This window comes from Lentzea californiensis, assembly GCF_024648825.1.
Lineage (GTDB): Bacteria > Actinomycetota > Actinomycetes > Mycobacteriales > Pseudonocardiaceae > Lentzea > Lentzea californiensis.
In genome coordinates, this window is sequence record NZ_JANBBE010000003.1 from 266,146 (window position 1) to 284,705 (window position 18,560).

At 69.3% G+C, this 18,560-nt stretch carries 11 protein-coding genes; 4 read left to right on the forward strand and 7 right to left on the reverse strand.

Annotated features, from left to right (window positions below):
- Positions 1-12: 12 nt before the first annotated feature.
- Positions 13-1,341, reverse strand: a complete 1,329-nt coding sequence (locus LX88_RS15640; protein WP_258948499.1) for an MFS transporter — start codon at positions 1,339-1,341, stop codon at positions 13-15.
- A 180-nt stretch (positions 1,342-1,521) separates the two neighbouring features.
- Here LX88_RS15640 and LX88_RS15645 point away from each other — a divergent pair, with 180 nt between their 5' ends.
- Positions 1,522-3,198, forward strand: a complete 1,677-nt coding sequence (locus tag LX88_RS15645) for a helix-turn-helix domain-containing protein (RefSeq protein ID WP_258948500.1) — start codon at positions 1,522-1,524, stop codon at positions 3,196-3,198.
- Between the two features lie 3 nt (positions 3,199-3,201).
- On the opposite strand, the gene LX88_RS15650 is transcribed toward LX88_RS15645, so the two are convergent.
- Together LX88_RS15650 and LX88_RS15655 are read right to left on the reverse strand one after the other, a co-directional pair.
- Positions 3,202-4,800 (reverse strand): long-chain fatty acid--CoA ligase, encoded by a 1,599-nt coding sequence (locus tag LX88_RS15650; RefSeq protein ID WP_258948501.1) that lies wholly within the window; start codon positions 4,798-4,800, stop codon positions 3,202-3,204.
- Positions 4,801-4,880: 80 nt separating this feature from the next.
- Positions 4,881-5,732 carry a LysR family transcriptional regulator gene (locus LX88_RS15655; RefSeq protein ID WP_258948502.1) on the reverse strand — a complete coding sequence of 284 codons (852 nt, stop codon included), beginning with the start codon at positions 5,730-5,732 and terminating at the stop codon, positions 4,881-4,883.
- A 69-nt stretch (positions 5,733-5,801) separates the two neighbouring features.
- Here LX88_RS15655 and LX88_RS15660 point away from each other — a divergent pair, with 69 nt between their 5' ends.
- The 3 genes from LX88_RS15660 (at position 5,802) to LX88_RS15670 (ending at position 9,779) form a co-directional block, all read left to right on the forward strand.
- Positions 5,802-6,662, forward strand: a complete 861-nt coding sequence (locus LX88_RS15660; protein WP_258948503.1) for an EamA family transporter — start codon at positions 5,802-5,804, stop codon at positions 6,660-6,662.
- Between the two features lie 25 nt (positions 6,663-6,687).
- On the forward strand, positions 6,688-8,688 hold the full coding sequence (locus tag LX88_RS15665) for a neutral/alkaline ceramidase (RefSeq protein WP_258948504.1): 2,001 nt from the start codon (positions 6,688-6,690) through the stop codon (positions 8,686-8,688).
- Positions 8,689-8,843: 155 nt separating this feature from the next.
- Positions 8,844-9,779, forward strand: coding sequence for an alpha/beta hydrolase (locus tag LX88_RS15670; RefSeq protein WP_258948505.1), 936 nt, complete (start codon positions 8,844-8,846; stop codon positions 9,777-9,779).
- Here LX88_RS15670 and LX88_RS15675 read toward each other — a convergent pair.
- From LX88_RS15675 to LX88_RS15690, 4 genes are all read right to left on the reverse strand, one after another.
- Positions 9,776-10,195: a hypothetical protein gene (locus LX88_RS15675; RefSeq protein WP_258948506.1), complete on the reverse strand. Its 420-nt coding sequence runs from the start codon at positions 10,193-10,195 to the stop codon at positions 9,776-9,778. The two genes, LX88_RS15670 and LX88_RS15675, sit on opposite strands and share 4 nt — an antisense overlap.
- 6 nt (positions 10,196-10,201) lie before the next feature.
- On the reverse strand, positions 10,202-11,053 hold the full coding sequence (locus tag LX88_RS15680) for a universal stress protein (RefSeq protein WP_258948507.1): 852 nt from the start codon (positions 11,051-11,053) through the stop codon (positions 10,202-10,204).
- A gap of 65 nt (positions 11,054-11,118) precedes the next feature.
- Positions 11,119-14,421 (reverse strand): CARDB domain-containing protein, encoded by a 3,303-nt coding sequence (locus LX88_RS15685; RefSeq protein WP_258948508.1) that lies wholly within the window; start codon positions 14,419-14,421, stop codon positions 11,119-11,121.
- 52 nt (positions 14,422-14,473) lie between these two features.
- Positions 14,474-18,280, reverse strand: a complete 3,807-nt coding sequence (locus LX88_RS15690; protein ID WP_258948509.1) for a galactose-binding domain-containing protein — start codon at positions 18,278-18,280, stop codon at positions 14,474-14,476.
- Positions 18,281-18,560: the final 280 nt, after the last annotated feature.

Here is an 18,560-nt window from a genome sequence, read left to right on the forward strand (position 1 = left end):
AGCGTTCTCCTGTCAGCGGTAGAGGTGTGCGCCGGGAACGGCCTGCGGGTCCGCGCGGACCTCGGCCGGGTTCGTCTCCGGCAGGAACCAGGCGCTGACGAAGGTGACCAGCCCCATGAGCGTGATGTAGGCGGCGACGGGAACCGTGCTGCCGGTCTCGGCGATGAGCGCGGTCATGAGGAACGGAGTGCCACCGCTGATGATGATCGCGGAGAGCTGGTAGGACAGCGACGCGCCCGAGTAGCGGACGTTGGGCGCGAACAGCTCGCCCAGGAAGCTCGCGATCGGACCGTAGGTGAGGCACTGGAAGGTGAAGCCCACCACCACGGCCACGAAGATCAGCGGTAGCGACGCGGTGTTGACGAGCCCGAAGTACGGGAAGCCCCACAACGCGACACCCAGGCCGCCTATGAGGATCAGCGGCCGGCGCCCGATCTTGTCGGAGACGTGACCGGCCCACGGCAGGACCGCGAGCATCGCCACGGAACCCAGCAGCACGACGGCGAGCAGCCCGTTGCGGTCCAGTTTCAACGACGTGGTGCCGTAGTTCAGCAGCCCGGCGATGCTGACGTAGAAGAGGCTGTTGGTGGCCGAGAGGATGCCGCAGGCGAGCAGGATCGTCGCCCACCTGGTCCGGACGACCTGCGCGAGCGGGGCCCTGACCACCGCGCGCTCCGGCCGTGCCACCTCCTTCTGCAGCTCGCGGAACTCCGGCGTGTCCTCCACTTTGGACTGGATGTACAGGACCACGGCGAACATGACGACGCTGACCAGGAACGGGATCCGCCAGCCCCAGCTGAGGAACGCGTCGTTCGGCATCAGGCCGCTGGCGGCGACGAAGATCAGGTTCGAGATGATCACGGCGACGAAGACGCTGGTCTGCCCGAAGGTGCCGGCGAACCCGCGCCGCTTCGGGCTCGCGGACTCGGTCAGCAGCAACATGATGCCGCCCCACTGGCCGCCCGCCGCGAGCCCCTGCAGGAACCGCAGCGTCACCAGCAGGACCGGGGCCAGCGCTCCCACCGACGACGCGCCGGGCAGGCAGCCGATCAGGAACGTCGCGGCGCCCATGAGCGCGAGGCACGTGACGACGACCGGCTTGCGCCCGTACTTGTCACCGAAGTGCCCGGCGAGCACCCCGCCGACCGGGCGTGCCACGAAGCCCGCCCAGAACGTGCTGAACGCGAGCAGCGTGCCGGTCAGGGCCGAGGACTCCGGGAAGAACACCTTGGGGAACACCAGCGCGGCCGCGGTGCCGTAGAGGAAGAAGTCGTACCACTCGATCGAACTGCCGACCAGCCCCACGGTCAGCAGCTTGCGGAAGCCGCGGCGCCGGGTCACGGATTGTTCTTCGGGCTGAGCCAGAGGGGTTGCCATACATGCCGCCTTCGTCGGTGAACCGGCAGGTGATGACGGCCAATGCTAGGGCGGCGACCCCTCGTGGCTGAGGTCTGGATCACACACCACCCGCGTTGATTCGGTGGGGCTTTCCGCCACCGGCGGCTGGGTGAGAATGGCGTCGTGAGCATCGACCCGAGTGAGTCGCACGAGCTCGTGCGCCGCCAGCGCGAACTGGCGTCGTTGTACGCGACGGCCAAGTCGCTGACCGCCCTCGGCGAGCTCGACGAGGTGCTGCAGTCGATCGTCCGCCACGCCCACGACCTGATGGGCACGGACTTCACGTACCTCTCGCTGGTCGCGGACGGCAGGCTGTCCGCGCGTGCGGCGGAGGGGACGATCTCCGCCACGTTCCTCAGCGCCACCATCCCGGCCGGTGTCGGGCTCGGCGGCAAGGTGCTGGCCACCCGGCGCCCGCAGTGGGTGCGCAACTACGCCGCCTCGACCCACATCGACCACGACGCCGGCTTCGACCGCCTCGTCGGCACCGAGGACCTGGTCGCTCTTCTCGGTGTGCCACTGGTGATCCGGGACGAGGTGGTCGGCGCGTTGTTCGCCGCGTACCGCTCCGAGCGGTCGTTCCACGCGGGTGAGATCGCGCTGCTGAGCGCGTTCGCCGACCACGCCGCGGTGGCCCTCGACAACGCCCGGCTCTACGAGGAGAGCCGGACCGCGTTGCAGGACCTGCAGGTCGCGTACCGCAGGATCGAGGAGCACGTGGCCGTCGTCGAACGGGCGCAGGCGATCCACGAGGCCCTGACCGGTGTGGTGCTGGAGGGCGGGACGCCGGACGACGTCGCGCAGCTCCTGGCCGACCAGCTCGGTGGCACCGTCACGTTGCTCGAAGCGCCCGAACAGCGGTCCGGCCGCGTCACGACCACTGTCGACGACGGGGTCGCCCGCAGCGTGGCCCCGATCCAGGCGGGCGACAGTCGCCTAGGCGCGCTGGCGTGGAGCCGTCCGGCCGGTCCCGGCGTCTCGGAGGACATGGACCTGCGCACGCTCGAACGGGCCACGCACATCCTGGGGTTGCTGATCCTCAAGGAACGGGCGGTCGCCGAGGCCAGCGAGCGGCTCAGCGGAGAACTGCTGACGGAACTGCTCGTAGGCGGTCCCGGGATCAGCCCGGCCCAGCGCGCCCGCACCCGTGCCCGCGGCATCGACGCCGACCGGCTGAACCTGGTCCTCGTCGCGGACTCGGCCTCGCTGTCGTCGACCGATCTCCTGCGCCACCTGCACGACATCGCGAGGGACCGCGCAGGGCTGGCCGGCGAACACCTGGGCAGGGCCACGATGATCGTGCCCAGCGCCGACGACGACCGGACCGTCGAGGAGGTCCACAAGCGGCTGCGGCGCTCGCTGGGCGGCCCCGTCGCCGTCGTGGGGGAGAGGGCGGCCGGTCACGACTGGTCGCGCGCGTTCTCCCTGACGAGCCGCTGCGCCGCGGTCATGCGGGCAATCGGGCACACCGACAAGGGCGTCACGACCGGCCGGTACGCCCTGTTCGCGATGGTCTTCGACGCCGACCGCGCCCGCGAGCTCGACCGCTTCCTGGCCACCTCCGTGGGCCCGCTGGCCGACTACGACCAGCGGCGCGGCACCGATCTCGTCGGCACGCTCAGCGCCTACTACGACCACCGTGCGAACGTCGCGGCGACCGCGCGCGCGTTGCACGTGCATGTCAACACGTTGCTCAAGCGACTGGACCGGGTCAGCGACGTCCTCGGTGCCGACTGGCGCACCGAGAACGACCTGGAACTGCAGCTCGGGGTGCGGCTGCACCGGTTGCGCGACCTTTAGGCCTCAGGCCGAGTCGCGCAGGGCGCTCTTCGACAGCTTGCCGGTGCCGGTCTTGGGCAACGCCGTCCGGAAGACCACCTCGTCGGGCAGCCACCACTTGGCGACCGACGGCGTGATGTGCCGCAGCAGTTCGTCGCCCGTGGTGGCGCTGCCGTCGCGCAGGACGACGTAGGCGACGGGCCGTTCGCCCCACCTCGGGTCCGGGCGGGCGACCACGGCGACCTCGACGACGTCGGGGTGCGAGGTGAGCGCGCTCTCCAGCTCGACCGACGAGATCCACTCGCCGCCGGACTTGATCAGGTCCTTCATCCGGTCCACGAGCCGCACGTACCCGTCGGCGTCGATCGTGGCGAGGTCACCGGTCCGCAGCCAGCCGTCAGCGGTGAAGCTGTCCCTCGCGTCCACGTGGAAGTAGCCGCCCGCCACCCAGGGGCCCGCCACCTGCAACTCGCCGATGGTCTTGCCGTCGCACGGCAGTTGCTCACCCGTCTCGACGTCGGCGATCCGCAGGTTCACCAGTGGCAGCGGCTGGCCCTGCGCGGCCCGCACCGCCACCTGTTCCTCCGGGTCGCGGTGCTGGGTGCGGGTGCCGCCGATCGTCCCGACAGGACTGATCTCCGTCATCCCCCAGGAGTGCGTGATGGGCACGCCGAGCGCGGTCCGGTAGGTCTCGGACAGCGCCGGGGCGATCACCGAGCCACCACCGAGCAGGAACCGCGTGGCGCTCAGTTCGTGGAAGGCCAGCTGGGGAACCAGGCTCGTCCACACCGTCGGCACGGCACCGGCGACGGTGACCCGTTCGGACTCCATCAACCGCAACAGGTGGGTCGGGTTCGAGGACGGACCGGGGAGCACCAGCGAGGCACCCGCCATCATCGCGCCGTAGGGAAGACCCCAGGCGTTGGCGTGGAACATGGGCACGATCGGCATGACGACATCGCTCTCGCACAGGCCGATGAAGCCGGCCGCGAGCGTTCCCAGGCAGTGCAGGATCGTCGACCGGTGGCTGTACAGCACGCCCTTGGGCGGTCCGGTGGTCCCTGACGTGTAGCAGAGCCCGGAGGCCAGGTTCTCGTCCGCGAGCGTGAACTGGTCCTCGAAGGAGCCGTCGAACGGGGTGGCCGCCGCGACCAGGTCGTCGTAGTGCAGGACGCGAGGGTCGGCGGGGATCGGCACGTCGCTGTCGTCGGGCAGGACCACCCAGTGCCGGACCTTCGGCATCCGGCCTGCGCTGGGCCAGATCCGGGGGAGCAGCGCGCGGTCGACGAACACCACGTCGTCCTCGGCGTGGTCGACGATGTACTCGAGGTGCTCCGCCGACAGCCGGATGTTGATGGAGTGCAACACCCGTTTGGTGATCGGCACCGCCAGGTACAGCTCCAGGTGGCGCCGTGTGTTGGTCGCGAACGTGGCGACGCGGGCACCGGCCGGGACGCCGAGCGAGTCGAGCGCGGTGGCGAGGCGCCGGGTCTGCACGGCCACCTCGGCGTACGTGACCCGCTCCACGCCGGCCGTCACGACCTGCTTGTGCGCGTACAGCCGCTCGGCTCGCTCCAGAACGTGCGCGAGGGTGAGCGGCCGGGGTTGCATCAGCCCGTCCATGGAAGATCACCCTAAGTGAGCTCTCCGGCGGGCGAGAGGGCAGAAACCTCCACTCATTCCCCTGGTCCGGCGGCGATTCCTCACACCGCGCGGTAGGCGTCGCACGCCAGTGTGATCAGGTCGGTGAGGTGCCGGGGCGGCTGGTCCTTCCACCACGCGAGCCACACCGCGATCGGCGGCGCGTCCACCACGGCCCGGTAGGCCACGCCGGGACGCGGGTTCAGGCTCGCGGTCGCCTCCGACGTCATGCCGACGGCCTGCCCGGCGGCGATCTGGGTCAGCCACTCGTCGACGCTGTGCGTGTTGCGCACGACGGCGGGGGCCTTGCCCGGCTGCCACAGGTCCAGGGTGGTCGTCCCGGTCCGGTCGTCCACCGCCAGCGAGTAGCGGGCGAGGTCGGCGAGCTTCAACGAACGCTTGCGCGCCAACGGGTTGTCCGTCGCGACGACGCCGTAGCGCCGTTCGGTGCCGAGCAGTGCCGTCTCGAACCGCGGGTCTTCGAGGGCCTTGCGCACGACCGCGATGTCGGCGGTGCCCTCGGCGAGTCCCGCGGTCAGCGAGTTCGACTGCACGAATACCAGCGGCAGCCCCGGATGCTGTGCGGCCCAAGCCTTCTGGACGCGCCGGGTGTGCTTGCCGAGCGCCGACCAGGCGTAGCCGATCCGCAGCTCGGTCAGCGACTGCGACGCGATCCGGTGCAGGTGGGCGACCTCGTCCAGCACGCGCCGGGCGCCGTCGAGCACCTGGGTGCCCACGGCGGTGAGTGCGACGTGCCGGGTGGAACGTTGCAGCAGCCGCACGCCGAGCGCGGCCTCCAGCGCGGCGACCGAACGGGACACCGAGGCCTGGGTCAGGTCGAGTTCCCTTGCCGCGTCGGTGAACGTGCCGGCGTCGACCACCGCCACGAACGCCCGCAGGTGCCGCAGATCCATGCGTCCAGCGTATAGGTGGTACGTCTCATGCATTTCCCGCATCGATGTCGGGGCCGCAGGCTGGACGGCATGAAGAGCCTCGGCGGATTCGCCACGATGACCGCGAGCGCGGCCAGCAACCAGATCGGTGCCGCCGTGGGCGCCCACGCGTTCGCCGCCATCGGCCCGGCCGGTGTCGTGGCGGTGCGCCAGTTCGTGGCCGCCGCGGTGCTGCTCCCGATGGCCCGGCCGAACCTGCGAAGATTCACCTGGGCGCAGTGGTGGCCGACGATCGCGCTCGGCCTCGTGTTCGCCACGATGAACCTCAGCCTCTACATGGCGATCGACCGCATCGGGCTCGGTCTCGCCGTCACGCTGGAGGTGCTCGGGCCGCTCGGTGTCGCGCTGGCCGGGTCGCGAACGCGCCAGGACTTCCTGTTCGTGCTGGTCGCCGCCGTCGGCGTGTACGTGCTGGTGCTGCCGGGCCCCAGCAGCGACTACCTCGGCGTCGGCCTCGGCCTGCTCGCCGCGGGCTGCTGGGCCGCGTACATCCTGCTCAACCGCCTCGTCGGTGCCCGGTTGCCCGGTCTGCAGGCGCCCGCCGTCGCGACCGCGATGTCGGCGACGCTCTACGTCCCGGTCGCGGTGCTGCTGGTGCTGCACGGGAAGCTGACCGGGTTGGCGATCCTGTACGCGGTCGGCGCGGGCGTGTTCTGCAGCGTCGTGCCCTACGCCGTCGACGTGATCGCGCTGCGGAAGGTGCCTGCCCGCCTGTTCGGGCTGGCGATGAGCGTGCACCCGGTGCTGGCGGCACTGGCAGGGCTCGTGGTGCTGGGGGAGACGTTCGAACTTCACCATTGGGCGGGAATCTTGCTCGTCGTCACCGCCAACGCACTCGCGGTGACTTGCTCGAAGTGGTCTGGATCACCTACCGTCAAGCCCGAAATGTGAATCCAATTCACTTAGCGGGGTGCTCATGCGGACGAAAGTCTTGACGGTGGTCGCCGCACTCGTCGGTGCGGCGCTGGTCAGCGGCCCGTTCGCGTGGGCCGAACCCGAGCCGTACCTGGTGGGCCGGGGCATCGCCGACGTCACCGGCCCCGCCGCCGAGAACGGCATGATGGGCTACTCGAAGTTCGACCAGAAGACGACGGGCATCCACCAGCGGCTGCGGTCGCGGGCCTACGTCGTGGTCGACCGCGCCACGAACAAGCGCGTCGCGTACGTCAACGCCGACCTCGCGATGATCTTCCGCGCGGTCCAGGAGGGCGTGCTCACCAAGCTGCAGGCGAAGTACGGCAGCACCTACACGCGCGAGAACCTGCTGCTCTCCGCCACGCACACGCACAGCGGCCCCGGCGGTCAGTCGCACAACCTCGCCTACAACCTGTCGATCCTCGGCATGCAGCCGCAGGCCCTGGCCGCCGTGGTCGACGGCATCACCGAGTCCGTCGTCGAGGCGCACGACGACGTGAAGCCCGGCTCGATCAGCCTCGGCGTCGGCGAGCTCGCGAACGCGTCGGTCAACCGCTCGCGCGTCGCGTTCGACCGCAACCCCGACAAGGGCGCCTTCCCGGCCGGCATCGACCCGCAGATGACGGTGCTGAAGTTCAGGCAGGGCACCGCGAACGTCGGCGCGATCAGCTGGTTCGCCACGCACAACACGTCGATCACCAACGCCAACACGCTGATCAGCCCGGATAACAAGGGCTACGCGGCGTACCAGTGGGAGCACGACGACGAAGGCGTGCGGTACCTGGACGACACCGCGGGCTTCGTGGCGGCGTTCCCGAACACCAATGCGGGCGACATGTCGCCGAACCTCAACCTGAAGCCCGGTTCCGGCCCCACCGAGAACGAGTGGGAGAACGCCCGCGTCATCGGCGAGCGCCAGAACCGCAAGGCGCAGGAGGTCTACCGCGGCCCGCAGTCCGCTATGTCGGGCGGCGTCGACTCGCGCATGCGGTTCGTGGACATGTCGGCCGTGCGGGTCGAGGGCCGCTACACCGACACCGCTCAGCCCGGCACGACGTGTTCGGGCGTCGTCGGCGCGTCCACGATCGCGGGCAGCATCGAGGACGGCCCGGCGATCCCCGGCTTCTCCGAGGGCATGCAGTCGCCGTGGAAGAAGCTCTTCGAGCCGTTGCAGATGGAGGTTCCGCAGTGGTTGCGGGACTGCCAGTTCCCCAAGGCCTCCCTGGTGCCGACCGGCCTGATCGGTGCGACGCCGAACATCGTGCCGCTGCAGATCGTCCGAATCGGACAGTTGCACCTCGTCGCGGTGCCGGGTGAGGTCACGATCACCGCGGGCCTGCGCATCCGCAAGGCGGTGGCCGCCGAGGCCGGTGTGCCGTTGCAGAACGTGCTCATCCAGGGCTACGCCAACGACTACAGCCAGTACGTCACCACGCCGGAGGAGTACGACTCGCAGCAGTACGAGGGCGGCTCCACCCTGTTCGGCCGCAACACCACCCCGGCCTACCAGCAGGAGTTCGCCAAGCTCGCCGCGTCGATGAAGGCCGGCACCGCCCTGCCCGCCGGCCCGAACCCCGGCAAGCCGCCGTTCACCGACCTCAACCTGCAGACCGGTGTCGTGCTCGACGACAAGCCCGCCGACAAGAGGTACGGCGACGTCCTGGTCGCGCCCAAGACCTCCTACGGCCGCGGCGAGACCGTGACGTCGGTGTTCGTCACCGGTCACCCGAAGAACAACCTGCACCGCAACCACACCTTCCTGGAGGTGCAGCGGCAGGTGAACGGCCAGTGGACGCGCGTCGCCGACGACGGTGACTGGGCGACGCGCTACAAGTGGGAACGGGTCGGCATCGCGTTCTCCAACGCCACGATCACCTGGCAGATCCCGGCGGACACCCCTGCCGGCACCTACCGGATCGTGCACCACGGCGACGAGAAGAGCGGCTGGACCGGCAAGATCACCGGCTTCACCGGCGCCACGACGGCCTTCACCGTCGCCTGACTCGAACTTGATGAGGGGAGCTTTCATCAACGTCAGGTTGATGAAAGCTCCCCTCATCAAGTTATTCCCGGTTCTGATGAGGCCGTGATTACGTTGTGCACGATTTAATCGCGCACTAGCTTTGTGGCATCACCCCGGAACGCCAGGAGGAAGTCATGAAGCGCCCCGTCCTCGAGCCCGCCGCCGCAGAGTTCGCCGCCGCCACCGCCACGCCGCCGTTCCTGTTCGAGATCGCCCCCGAGGAGGGCCGCAAGGCCGTCGACGAGGTGCAGTCGGGCTCGGTGGACAAGCCCGAGATCGACGAGCAGTGGGTGGAGCTGGACGGCTTCAAGGTCCGTGTGGTCAAGCCCGCCGGTGCCGAGGGTCCGCTCCCGGTCGTCCTCTACATCCACGGCGCGGGCTGGGTCTTCGGCAACGCCCACACCCACGACCGCCTTGTCCGCGAACTCGCGGTCGGTGCCGGCGCCGCCGTCGTCTTCCCCGACTACTCGCTCTCGCCCGAGGCCCGCTACCCGGTCGCGATCAACCAGAACTACGCCACCGCCCAGTGGATCCAGGCGTCCGGCGCCTCGTACGGCCTCGACGCCACCCGCGTCGCCGTCGCCGGTGACTCGGTAGGCGGCAACATGGCCGCCGCGCTGACGTTGCAGGCCAAGGAACGCGGTGACGTCGAGCTGAAGGCCCAGGTGCTCTTCTACCCGGTGACCGACGCGTCCTTCGACACCGACTCGTACCTGCAGTTCGCCGAGGGCTACTTCCTGCGCCGCGACGGCATGCAGTGGTTCTGGGACCAGTACACGACGAACCCGGTCGAGCGCGCCGAGATCACCGCGTCTCCGTTGCGCGCTACCAGGGACCAGCTCGCCGGCCTGCCCCAGGCACTCGTGATCACCGCCGAGGCCGACGTCCTGCGCGACGAGGGCGAGGCCTACGCCGACAAGCTGCGCGAGGCCGGCGTGCCCGTCACCGCTGTCCGGTACGCGGGTGTCATCCACGACTTCGTGATGCTGAACGCGTTGCGCGGCACGCATGCCGCCGAGGCAGCGATCAAGCAGGCCACGGCCTTCCTGCGCAAGGCTCTGAACGACTAACCCCGCTGGGTCCTGATGACGTGGAACGGCGTGCCCTGCTGGCACGTGGTCATCCCGCCGGGATCAGCCCGCCCGCTCACCTCCACCACGGCGCCGGCCACCGCGATCGCGGGGTCGGCGCCGAGCAGCAGGTACTGCTCACCACCGGTGTCCAGGAGCGTGCAGCCGGACTCGACGCCGCCCGACACCGTGCCGCGCACGGTCGTCACCCCGGGATCCAGCGCACGCGACGGAGTGGGCGACAAGGGTGGCGTGGTCGTGGCCGGGAGCGGGGTCGACGACGGCGGCAACGGCGCCGGAACGCTCGGCGTGGACGTGTCGGTGGTGGGAGTGCTCGATGCCGGTGCTTGCGGCGGCGGCACTTGGCCGCACGAAGCCAGCACCAGGCAGAGCAGCACGGCCGTCAACCCGCGCATGTCACGTCACCTCCGGTGGACCACGGCGACCGGGCACGGCGCGTGGTGGAGCACAGCGTGGCTCACCGAGCCCAGAATTGCACGCCTCACCGCTCCTCGGCCGTGACTGCCGACGGCGATCAGAGCCGCGCCATCGGCCGCCTGGAGCAACGCGCGGGCGGGAGCGTCGAAAGCGACCTCCTGTGCCACGTGTACGTCGGGCCACCGGGCGATGTGGGGTGCCAGCTGTTCGTCCAGCACCTTGGCCAGGTCGAGGCGGACGTGGTCGAAGTCCTGCTCGGGCAGTTCGGCCCAGCCGACGTCGTTCCACGCGTAGATGGCGAGCAGTTCGCGGCCGTGGCGGGCCGCGTGCTCGAAGGCGAACGCGATCGCGTCCGTCGAGGTCTCGGAGCCGTCGACGCCGACGACCACCCGGCCGTCGACAGGGCCGGAGCGGGTCACGATCACGGGGCGTCCGCCGGTCGACACGAGCTCCAAGGCGGTGGAGCCCAGGAACATCTCCGCGATGCCCGTGCGACCGGACGAGCCGAGCACGAGCAGGTCGCCGGGTTCTGCGGCGAGGACGTCGACCGGGCGGCCGATGCGCACGTGCGTGGCGATTTCGAGGTCCGGCCAACGTTCCCTGAGGTCGGCCTCCAGTTCGTTGAGGTGGTCTTCAGCCGCCTTGGACATCGTCTCCTCGGTGACGAACTCCGGCACCGGGATGGTCATCGGCGTGAAGACGGGCTCGGGCAGGGGAGCGCGTACGGCGTGCACGACCTGCAAGGCCCCGCCGCGGCGGGACGCTTCTTCCGCACCGAAGAGCACCGCGCGGCGGGCGAGGTCGGAACCGTCGAACCCCACAACGACCGTGGACATGAGAAACCACCTCCGACCGGGGCATACCCGGTCGGAGGTGGTTTCAACTGTGATCTACGGCCGGGCTAGTTGATGACGAACTGCGAACCCGGCTCGATGGTGATGTCGCCGTCCCGCGAGTTGGTGATCGTGACGTTCGTCAGTCGCGCCGAACCGCGGGCCTGGGCCATCACGAGGATGCCCGAGCCGTTGTTCGACCTGTCGATGCGGACGTTGGTGATCTGCACGTCCGGCATGCCGCTGCCGCCGCCCTTGAACTGGATCCCGTCGTAGGTGGAGTCCAGGATCTCGGTGTCGCGGATGACGACTCCGGGGATCGGCAGGTTCTGCGAGAACAGCGTGATGGCGCCGAACTCCTGCGCCTCACCCCAGAACGCGCCGCCCGTGCGGTGCAGGGCGTTGTTGGCGAGCGTCGTCGTCCCGCCGAACGGCAGCGGGTCGTGGTCGGTCGCCAGCATGATGCCCGGGTAGTTGGCGGTGTCGGAGATGATGTTGTTCTCCGCGCGGTTGTTCGACCCGCCGTAGATCGCAATCCCGTTGGCACGCCACGGGAGTGCGATCGTGTTGTTGAGGAAGGCGTTGCCGCTGCCGGCATCCAGGTTCTGGTCCTTCACGTACTTCGACGCCCACACGGCCAGCGCGTCGTCGCCCGTGGTGCGGAACGACGAGTTGAACACCGTGGAGTTGCGCGTGCCGTTGGCGAAGTTGATGCCGTCGGCATAGGTGTTGCGGATGCGCATGCCGGTGAACTGCAGGCCGTCGCCGGGGTTCCAGCGGTCGGGCAGGTTGGTGTAGTCGCGGCCGACCCAGGCACCGACGTTGGCGTGCTCGATCCACACGTTGGTGATCTTGGTGTTCTTGCCGAACCGGCCGGTCAGGCCGACGCCGCCCTCCGCGTTGCCGTCACCACCGCGGATCCGGCCGGAGCCGAAGATCGCGAAGTCGGAGAGCTGCGTGTTGTCGTCGATGTCGAACCCGAAGTTGCCCTCGTGCGGGTGGTTGATCGTGCCGGCGTCCTGCGGCTGCGTGAGCGAGAACAGCTGCGAGTGCCACATGCCGGCGCCGCGGACCGTGACGTTGCGGATGCCGACCTGGTTGTACTGACCGGAGTTGAACAGGGTCAGGATCTTCTTCTCCTGGCGGAACTTGCCCTCCGGGATCCAGACGCAGGGGATCTCCCCGTTCTGGTCGGCCGTCACAGCACGCTGCAGAGCGTCCGCGTCGTCGGTCTGGTCGTTCGGCGTGGCACCGTACTGCGTGACCGACACGCACTCGGCCGGCTTCTGTGCGGCCGGTGCGACCTGCTCCAGGTCGATCAGGTCGATGACGTAGAACTGGGCGGTGTCACCGGAGTCGCGCTGCAGCTTGAACTTCGTGCCCGCCGGGTAGCTGTTCGCCAGCAGCTGGGAGCTCTCGTCGAACAGCCTGCGGGCGTCGCCACCCGGACGGTTCGTGAGGCCCTCGGGGTCGTCGGTCGTGCCGTAGAGCCAGCTGTGGCGCGAGGACAGGGTCAGCTTCTGCACGAACTGGTCGTTCGCGTAGAGGCTGATCGTGGCCTCCTGGCCACCGCCCGCGGCGGCGTCCGGGATCGAGTTGCGCACGACGATCGAGTTGGTGCTGACCGTCGAGGTGACCTCCACGAACTGGCCCTGCGAGTCGAGGCGCACCGACTTGCGGCCCGAGGACTCGGACCCGAAGTTGGTGTGCCCGAACGTGCGCTCCGCGTCGGCCTGCAGCAGCGTGCCCTGGTAGCGGCCCGCTTCCGCCTCGTAGCTCGTGAACGGCGTCGAGGCGCCGCGTCCGACCACAATGGACTGGGTCGCGGTGTTGTTGGTCTCGTTGGTCTCCGCGACCACGTTGGTCGCGTCCGCCGTCGCGGTGGCCGTGGCGCCGCCGTTCGTGGCGGTCCAGGAGCCGACGTTGACCGTGACGGTCTGACCGGCGTTGATCACACCGGTGTTGGCGGTCAAAGTGCTGCCGCCGACGGCCACGCGGGTCACCGAAGCACCCGCCGCGGAGGTACCGCGGTTGTTGACCTGCACGGCGAACGTCACCTGCTGGCCCGCCGCCGGGGACGACGGGTTCGGCGTGACGCCGGTGATACGCAGGTCCGGACCCGGTGCCTGGCCGACGACCAGGGGAGAGCCGGAGGTGAAGGTGTTGTTGCCCTCGTTGGTCTCCGCGACCTGGTTGGCCGGGTCCACGGTGGCCGCGGCCGCGTACGAGCCGGCACCACGCCGTCCCGCGTCGACGGTGACACTGGCGGTGGCACCAGCGGCGAGCGCGGCGACCTGGGTGGTGCCCGCGGCGGTGCCGCCGAGCGTGACGTTCAGCGTCGTCGCGCCGGACGCCACGGTGCCGCCGTTGCGCACGGTGGCGGTGAGCCTGATCGCGTCGGCCTCGCTCGGGCTTGCCGGGGTCCACGTCAGGTTCGTGACGGTCAGGTCGGGCGCCGGTGCGGAGGCGCCGAAGACCTGGAACTCGGCGACCTGGCCGCCGGGCGCGCCGGTGTTCGAGTAGAAGTGCAGCCGCACGTCCGACGCGCGGCCGGACACCGGGATGGTCACGCTGTTGCCGGTGGCCGGGTCGAACCGGTAGTCGGCACGTGCCTTCAGGGTGCCGAACGCCGTGGCGCTCGCCTCACGGCCGAGCACCTCGAAGTTCTGCGTGCGCGCACCCCAGTCGCCGCCGGGGTTCAGCTTGACGACGACCGAGGTGACGTCCGCGTTCGAGCCCAGCTTCGCGGTCAGGTGACCGGGGAGACCGTTGGACTCCCAGTACGTGCCGGTGTTGCCGTCGACCGCGTTGCCCGGCACGTAGGTGTGCACGTGCCCGGACTCCTCGACCGGCTTGCCTGCCGCGAGGTTGTCGCCAGGCGGCGGCGGGTCGACCGGCCCGGACTCGCCGTGCACCTCGAACTCGCTGAGCTGACCCGCTGCCCAGCCGGTGTTCGCGGTGATCGTGACGCGCACGTACCTGGTGCTGGTGGCCGCGAAGTCCAGCGTCACCGTGTTGCCGGAGCCGGGGGAGAAGACCCGCCCGCCGGAACCGACGATGTCGCTGAACTGCGATCCGTTGGAGCTTCCGTGCACGGCAAGCGTTTGTGTGCGCTGCTCCCAGTTCGAGGGCAGGCGCAGCACGACCTTGCTGACGCTCTTCGCGGCGCCCAGGTCGGCCTGGAGCCACTGCGGGAACACGCCGTTCGTGCTCTCCCAGTAGCTGCCCTGGTTGCCGTCACCGGCGTTCCCGGCGCCGAGCGCTCCGTTGGTGCTGGACGCGGTCAGGTTCGCGGACAGCCTGACGACCGCTGCTCCCGCCGTGGGTGTCAATCCGAACAGTGCGAGGGCGCTGACGAGGGCAGCGCTCACTGCACGCTTCATGAGCGTGTTTTTCATTGAATTGTCCTTCGCGGCAGGGATATCAGTTGTTAATGTTGATCTTGAAGGTGGACGTGGTGTTCTTGATGTCCTGGAAGTTGTCGCTGAACCTGAGGCCGTTGAACGTGACCTCACCGACCGCCGGACCCTGACCGGTTTCCGGCATCTCGTTGGCCCACAACCCGAACCCGGACTTGGCGTCGAACGCGTCGCCGCTCTTGCGCGCACCCGAGATGCTCACGTTGGACAGCACCGTGTCCTGGAAGACGTTCTCGGCCGCACCGTTGTACTTGGTCTGGAACATGATTCCGCTGTACGTCGGATCGATGATCTCGACGTCGCTCACCCGGATCCCCGTGTACTTCTTGGAGGCGGAGAACATCCAGATCGCGCCGAACGTCTGCGCACCCCAGAAGTGACCGCCGGACCGCACCAGCGTGAGCCCGCTGAACGTCGTCGGCTCGGGCCCGAAGTCCTCCATCGGGTAACCGAAGTCGAGCGAGCTGATCGTCACGGCGGAGTAGGTGAGCGTGTCCGCCACGTAGATGTTGCGGAACGTGTTGAGCTTGCCGCCGTAGACCGCGAGACCGGCCGCGCGCCACGGGGTCAGCACCGAGAGGTTCTCGAAGACGTTGTTCTGCTGGCCGCTGCCACCGCCGTCGGTGGCGGCGAACAACGCGAACGCGTCGTCACCGGTCGACCGGGCCTCGATGTTCGCGACCCGGTTGCCCGCCGACCCGTTGGTCAGGTTGAGGCCGTCCGCGTACATGTCGCGGACGCGGCTGTCCCTGATGACGTTGTTGTCGACGTTGTTGCCCCAGAACAGGCACATCATGTGCTCGACCCAGATGTTCTCGATGGTCATGTTCTGCACGCCGGCGAAGTCGAACACCTTGCCCGGCCCGTTGATGCGTGCGGTGTAGTTGCCGAACACGGCGAACCCGCTGAACGTCGACCCGCTCGCGGACGACGGCGCGCTGAAGCCGATGTCGGTGTTCTCCTGCGCGAGCGGGGCCTGGAACCGGGTGAACCAGGGTCCCGCGCCGACGACCCGGACGGCCTTGCCGTAGACCTGGAACTTCTGCGCCGTCTGGTAGGTGCCGGTGGGCAGGTAGACGCCGATCAGCGTGCCGGTCGTGTCCATCCGGACGCGGTCGAGCGCGTTCTGCACGTCCTGGTGGGTGAACCCAGCGGGCACGGCATAGCGCGCCGCGTCAGGGTTTCCGGCAGCCGTCACCTGTTCGAAGTTCACGAAGTCGATCGCGTAGTTCGTGGTGTTGGCCGCGTCCTTCTGCAGCTTGATCCTCGTGCCCGCCGGGAACGTCGAGTTGAGCATCGCGTTCGCCTCGTCGTAGATGTGGCGCGGCCCGCCCGCTCCCGGCGAGTTGCCGGGCTCGGCCTCGTTGCCGTACTGCCACATGTACTTCGACGTCAGGTCGATGGCCTTGTGGAACTGGCCGTTGACGTAGACGTTGAGGGTGGAGGTGATGCCGCCGCCACCGGAGCTGTCTGGGATGGAGAACCGGGTGACGAGCGTGTTGGTCGGGCCGGACGTCGTGAACTCGACCGACTGGCCGGTGCCGTTCAGCGTGACGGCACGGCGGCCGGACGCCTCACCGGCGAGGTCGCCGATCGTCCTGTTCGGACTGAGGACCTGTGCGCCGCCACCGGGCGTGGCGTCCTCGGCCTCGACGTGCTGCCACGGGACGCTGGCGCCGCGGCCGATGAACAGCGACTGCTCACTGGTGTTGTTGCCCTGCTTGGCAGGGATCTCGTTGCCGTCATTGGCGATCACCGTGCGGACGGTGTAGCGGCCGTCGGCGGCGGGCCACGTGCCGAGGTTGACCGCGGCGGTCGTCGCACCCGCGTTGACCGTGCCGTTGTGGCTGCCGGTCAGCGTCCGGACGGTCTGGCCGCTGCTGTTCAGGATCGTGACCGTGATGCCGTGGGCGCCGGCCGCGGACGCGATGGTGCCCTGGTTCTTGATCGCGACGCTGAACGTGGTGCTCTGGCCGTTGCCCGGGTTGCTCGGCGACCAGGACGGCACGGCGACGAGGTCGGAGCTCGGGACCGGCGTCACGACCAGCGCGTCCGGGTGGATGCGGGCGTTGTCGGTCTCGTTCTGCTCCGTGACCTTCTTGGTCTCGTCGACCTTGGCCGTGTACTCGTAGCTGCCCGAGGGCCGGGCCGCGATCGTGGTGCTCACGCTGGCCTGCGCGCCTGCCGCGAGGGCGCCGACCTGCGCCGTGCCGACACTGGTGGCGCCGAGGAAGAACGTCACGTCGGTGGCCGCGCTGGCCGCCGAGCCCGCGTTGCGGACCGTCGCGTTCAGCGTGATCTGGTCGGTCTCGACGGGACTGGCCGGCGTGATCGACGTCGCGGTGACGGTGAGGTCGGGATTCGGGGCAGGGGTGCCGAACACCTGTACCTCAGCCACCTGGGCGCCGGGCGCACCGGTGTTGGACGTGACGCGCAGCTGCAGGTCGGCGACCCGTCCGGCCGCGCCGATCGTGACGGAGTTGCCGGACGCCGGGTCGAAGCGGTGGTCGCGGGCCGCGGCGAGGCTCGTGAAGCCGGTGGCGTTCTGCTCGCGGCCGAGGACCTCGACGTTCTGCGTGCGGGCGCCCCAGGCGGAGTCGGGGTTGAGCTTGACCACGACAGAGCTGACGTCCGCGTTCGATCCCAGTTGGACGGTCAGCGTGCCGGGGAACCCGCCGGACTCCCAGTAGGAGGCCAGGTTGCCGTCGTTGGCGTTGGCGGCGACGAAGTTGTGCACGTTGTTGTTCGCGGTGACGCTCTTGCCCTGCGCCAGGTTCGTGCCGGTCGCGCCCTCACGCGTGACGGTGTTGCTGGCGGGGGACTGGTTGCCGGCCGCGTCCTTCGCGATGACGTGGTAGCTCACGCGCAGGCCGTCGGGCTGGCTGTCGGTGTAGGTCGTGCCGGTCACCGTGGTCCGCAGGGTGCCGTTGGCGTAGACGTCGTAGCCGGTGACGCCCGCGTTGTCGGTGCTCGCGTTCCAGGTCAGCCGGATCTGCCCGGCCTGGGGCTGGGTGAGGGCGAGGTTCGCCGGTGCCGAGGGGGCCTGCGTGTCGCCGCCGGTGGGGCCCTGCACCTCGAACTCGCTGAGCTGGGCCGCCGGCCAGCCGGTGTTGCCGGTGATCCGCAGCCGGACGTACCGCGTGGTGGCCGCGGTGAAGTCGATGGTGACGGTGTTGTTCGCGGCAGGGGTGAAGTCGTGTCCCCTGGATGCCACGAGATCCGTGAAGTTCTGGCCGTCCGTGCTGCTCTGGACCGTGAGCGTCTGGGTGCGGGCGCCCCAGCCGGCCGGGAGCTTCAGCACGACCCGGTCTGCCTTCAGCGCGGCGCCGAGGTCGGCCTGGATCCACTGCGGGAACGTGTTGTTCGGGCTCTCCCAGTACGTCCCCTGGTTGCCGTCGCCGGCGTTGCCAGGCCCGTAGTTCTGGTTGGTGCCGCTCGCGCTGTAGGTGGCCTGCAGCTGGGCGCTGACGGCCGCTTCGTGCACCTCGAGCTTGGCCGTGGTCTTGGTGGCACGGACGTGCCGGACCAGCGTCGGGTCGACCTGGAACGTCACCCTGCCGTTCTCGAAGTCGTGTGGTCGTTCGGCGACCAGCGTCGACCAGCCTCTGCCGTCCAGGCTCGTCTGCACGGCGAACGTCTCGGTGCTGTTCTTCGGGGCCGTCAGGGTGACCTGGTCGATGCGGGTCTGCCTGGCCAGGTCGAGGCTGACCGGTGCGGCCTGGGCGGCAGGGGCGATGGTCAGGGTCGCCGCTGCCGTGATCAGTGCCGTTATCGGGGCTAGCAGGGAGCGGACGCGTGTCGTCGGTGACATGGCGTGCTTGGCCCTTCTCGGTGGGGACGCGAGGGGGTGTGGCGCGCCTCACCGTAGAAGTGACTAGCAGATTACCGCAATATCTCGACGTGATTGCGCAAATTTGCGACATAGCGCTCTGAACAGGAAAGACGGGTGTTCGTTCCCGTGTCCGACCAGTGTCGCAACGTGCACAAGGCCGATCACCAGCAGCTGGACATCCGGCGGTGTGGGAGGTTCGGACCCGAACCTGCCCGGAAAATTGATGTGCTGGCGATGGTTCCGGCTTGCGAGCACTTGC

Coding starts and splice junctions, on each gene's coding strand:
- LX88_RS15650 (WP_258948501.1), bottom strand. CDS start 4,800: ATGGACGGGCTGATGCAACCCCGGCCGCTCACCCTCGCGCACGTTCTG.
- LX88_RS15655 (WP_258948502.1), bottom strand. CDS start 5,732: ATGGATCTGCGGCACCTGCGGGCGTTCGTGGCGGTGGTCGACGCCGGC.
- LX88_RS15675 (WP_258948506.1), bottom strand. CDS start 10,195: ATGCGCGGGTTGACGGCCGTGCTGCTCTGCCTGGTGCTGGCTTCGTGC.
- LX88_RS15690 (WP_258948509.1), bottom strand. CDS start 18,280: ATGTCACCGACGACACGCGTCCGCTCCCTGCTAGCCCCGATAACGGCA.
- LX88_RS15665 (WP_258948504.1), top strand. CDS start 6,688: ATGCGGACGAAAGTCTTGACGGTGGTCGCCGCACTCGTCGGTGCGGCG.
- LX88_RS15680 (WP_258948507.1), bottom strand. CDS start 11,053: ATGTCCACGGTCGTTGTGGGGTTCGACGGTTCCGACCTCGCCCGCCGC.
- LX88_RS15660 (WP_258948503.1), top strand. CDS start 5,802: ATGAAGAGCCTCGGCGGATTCGCCACGATGACCGCGAGCGCGGCCAGC.
- LX88_RS15670 (WP_258948505.1), top strand. CDS start 8,844: ATGAAGCGCCCCGTCCTCGAGCCCGCCGCCGCAGAGTTCGCCGCCGCC.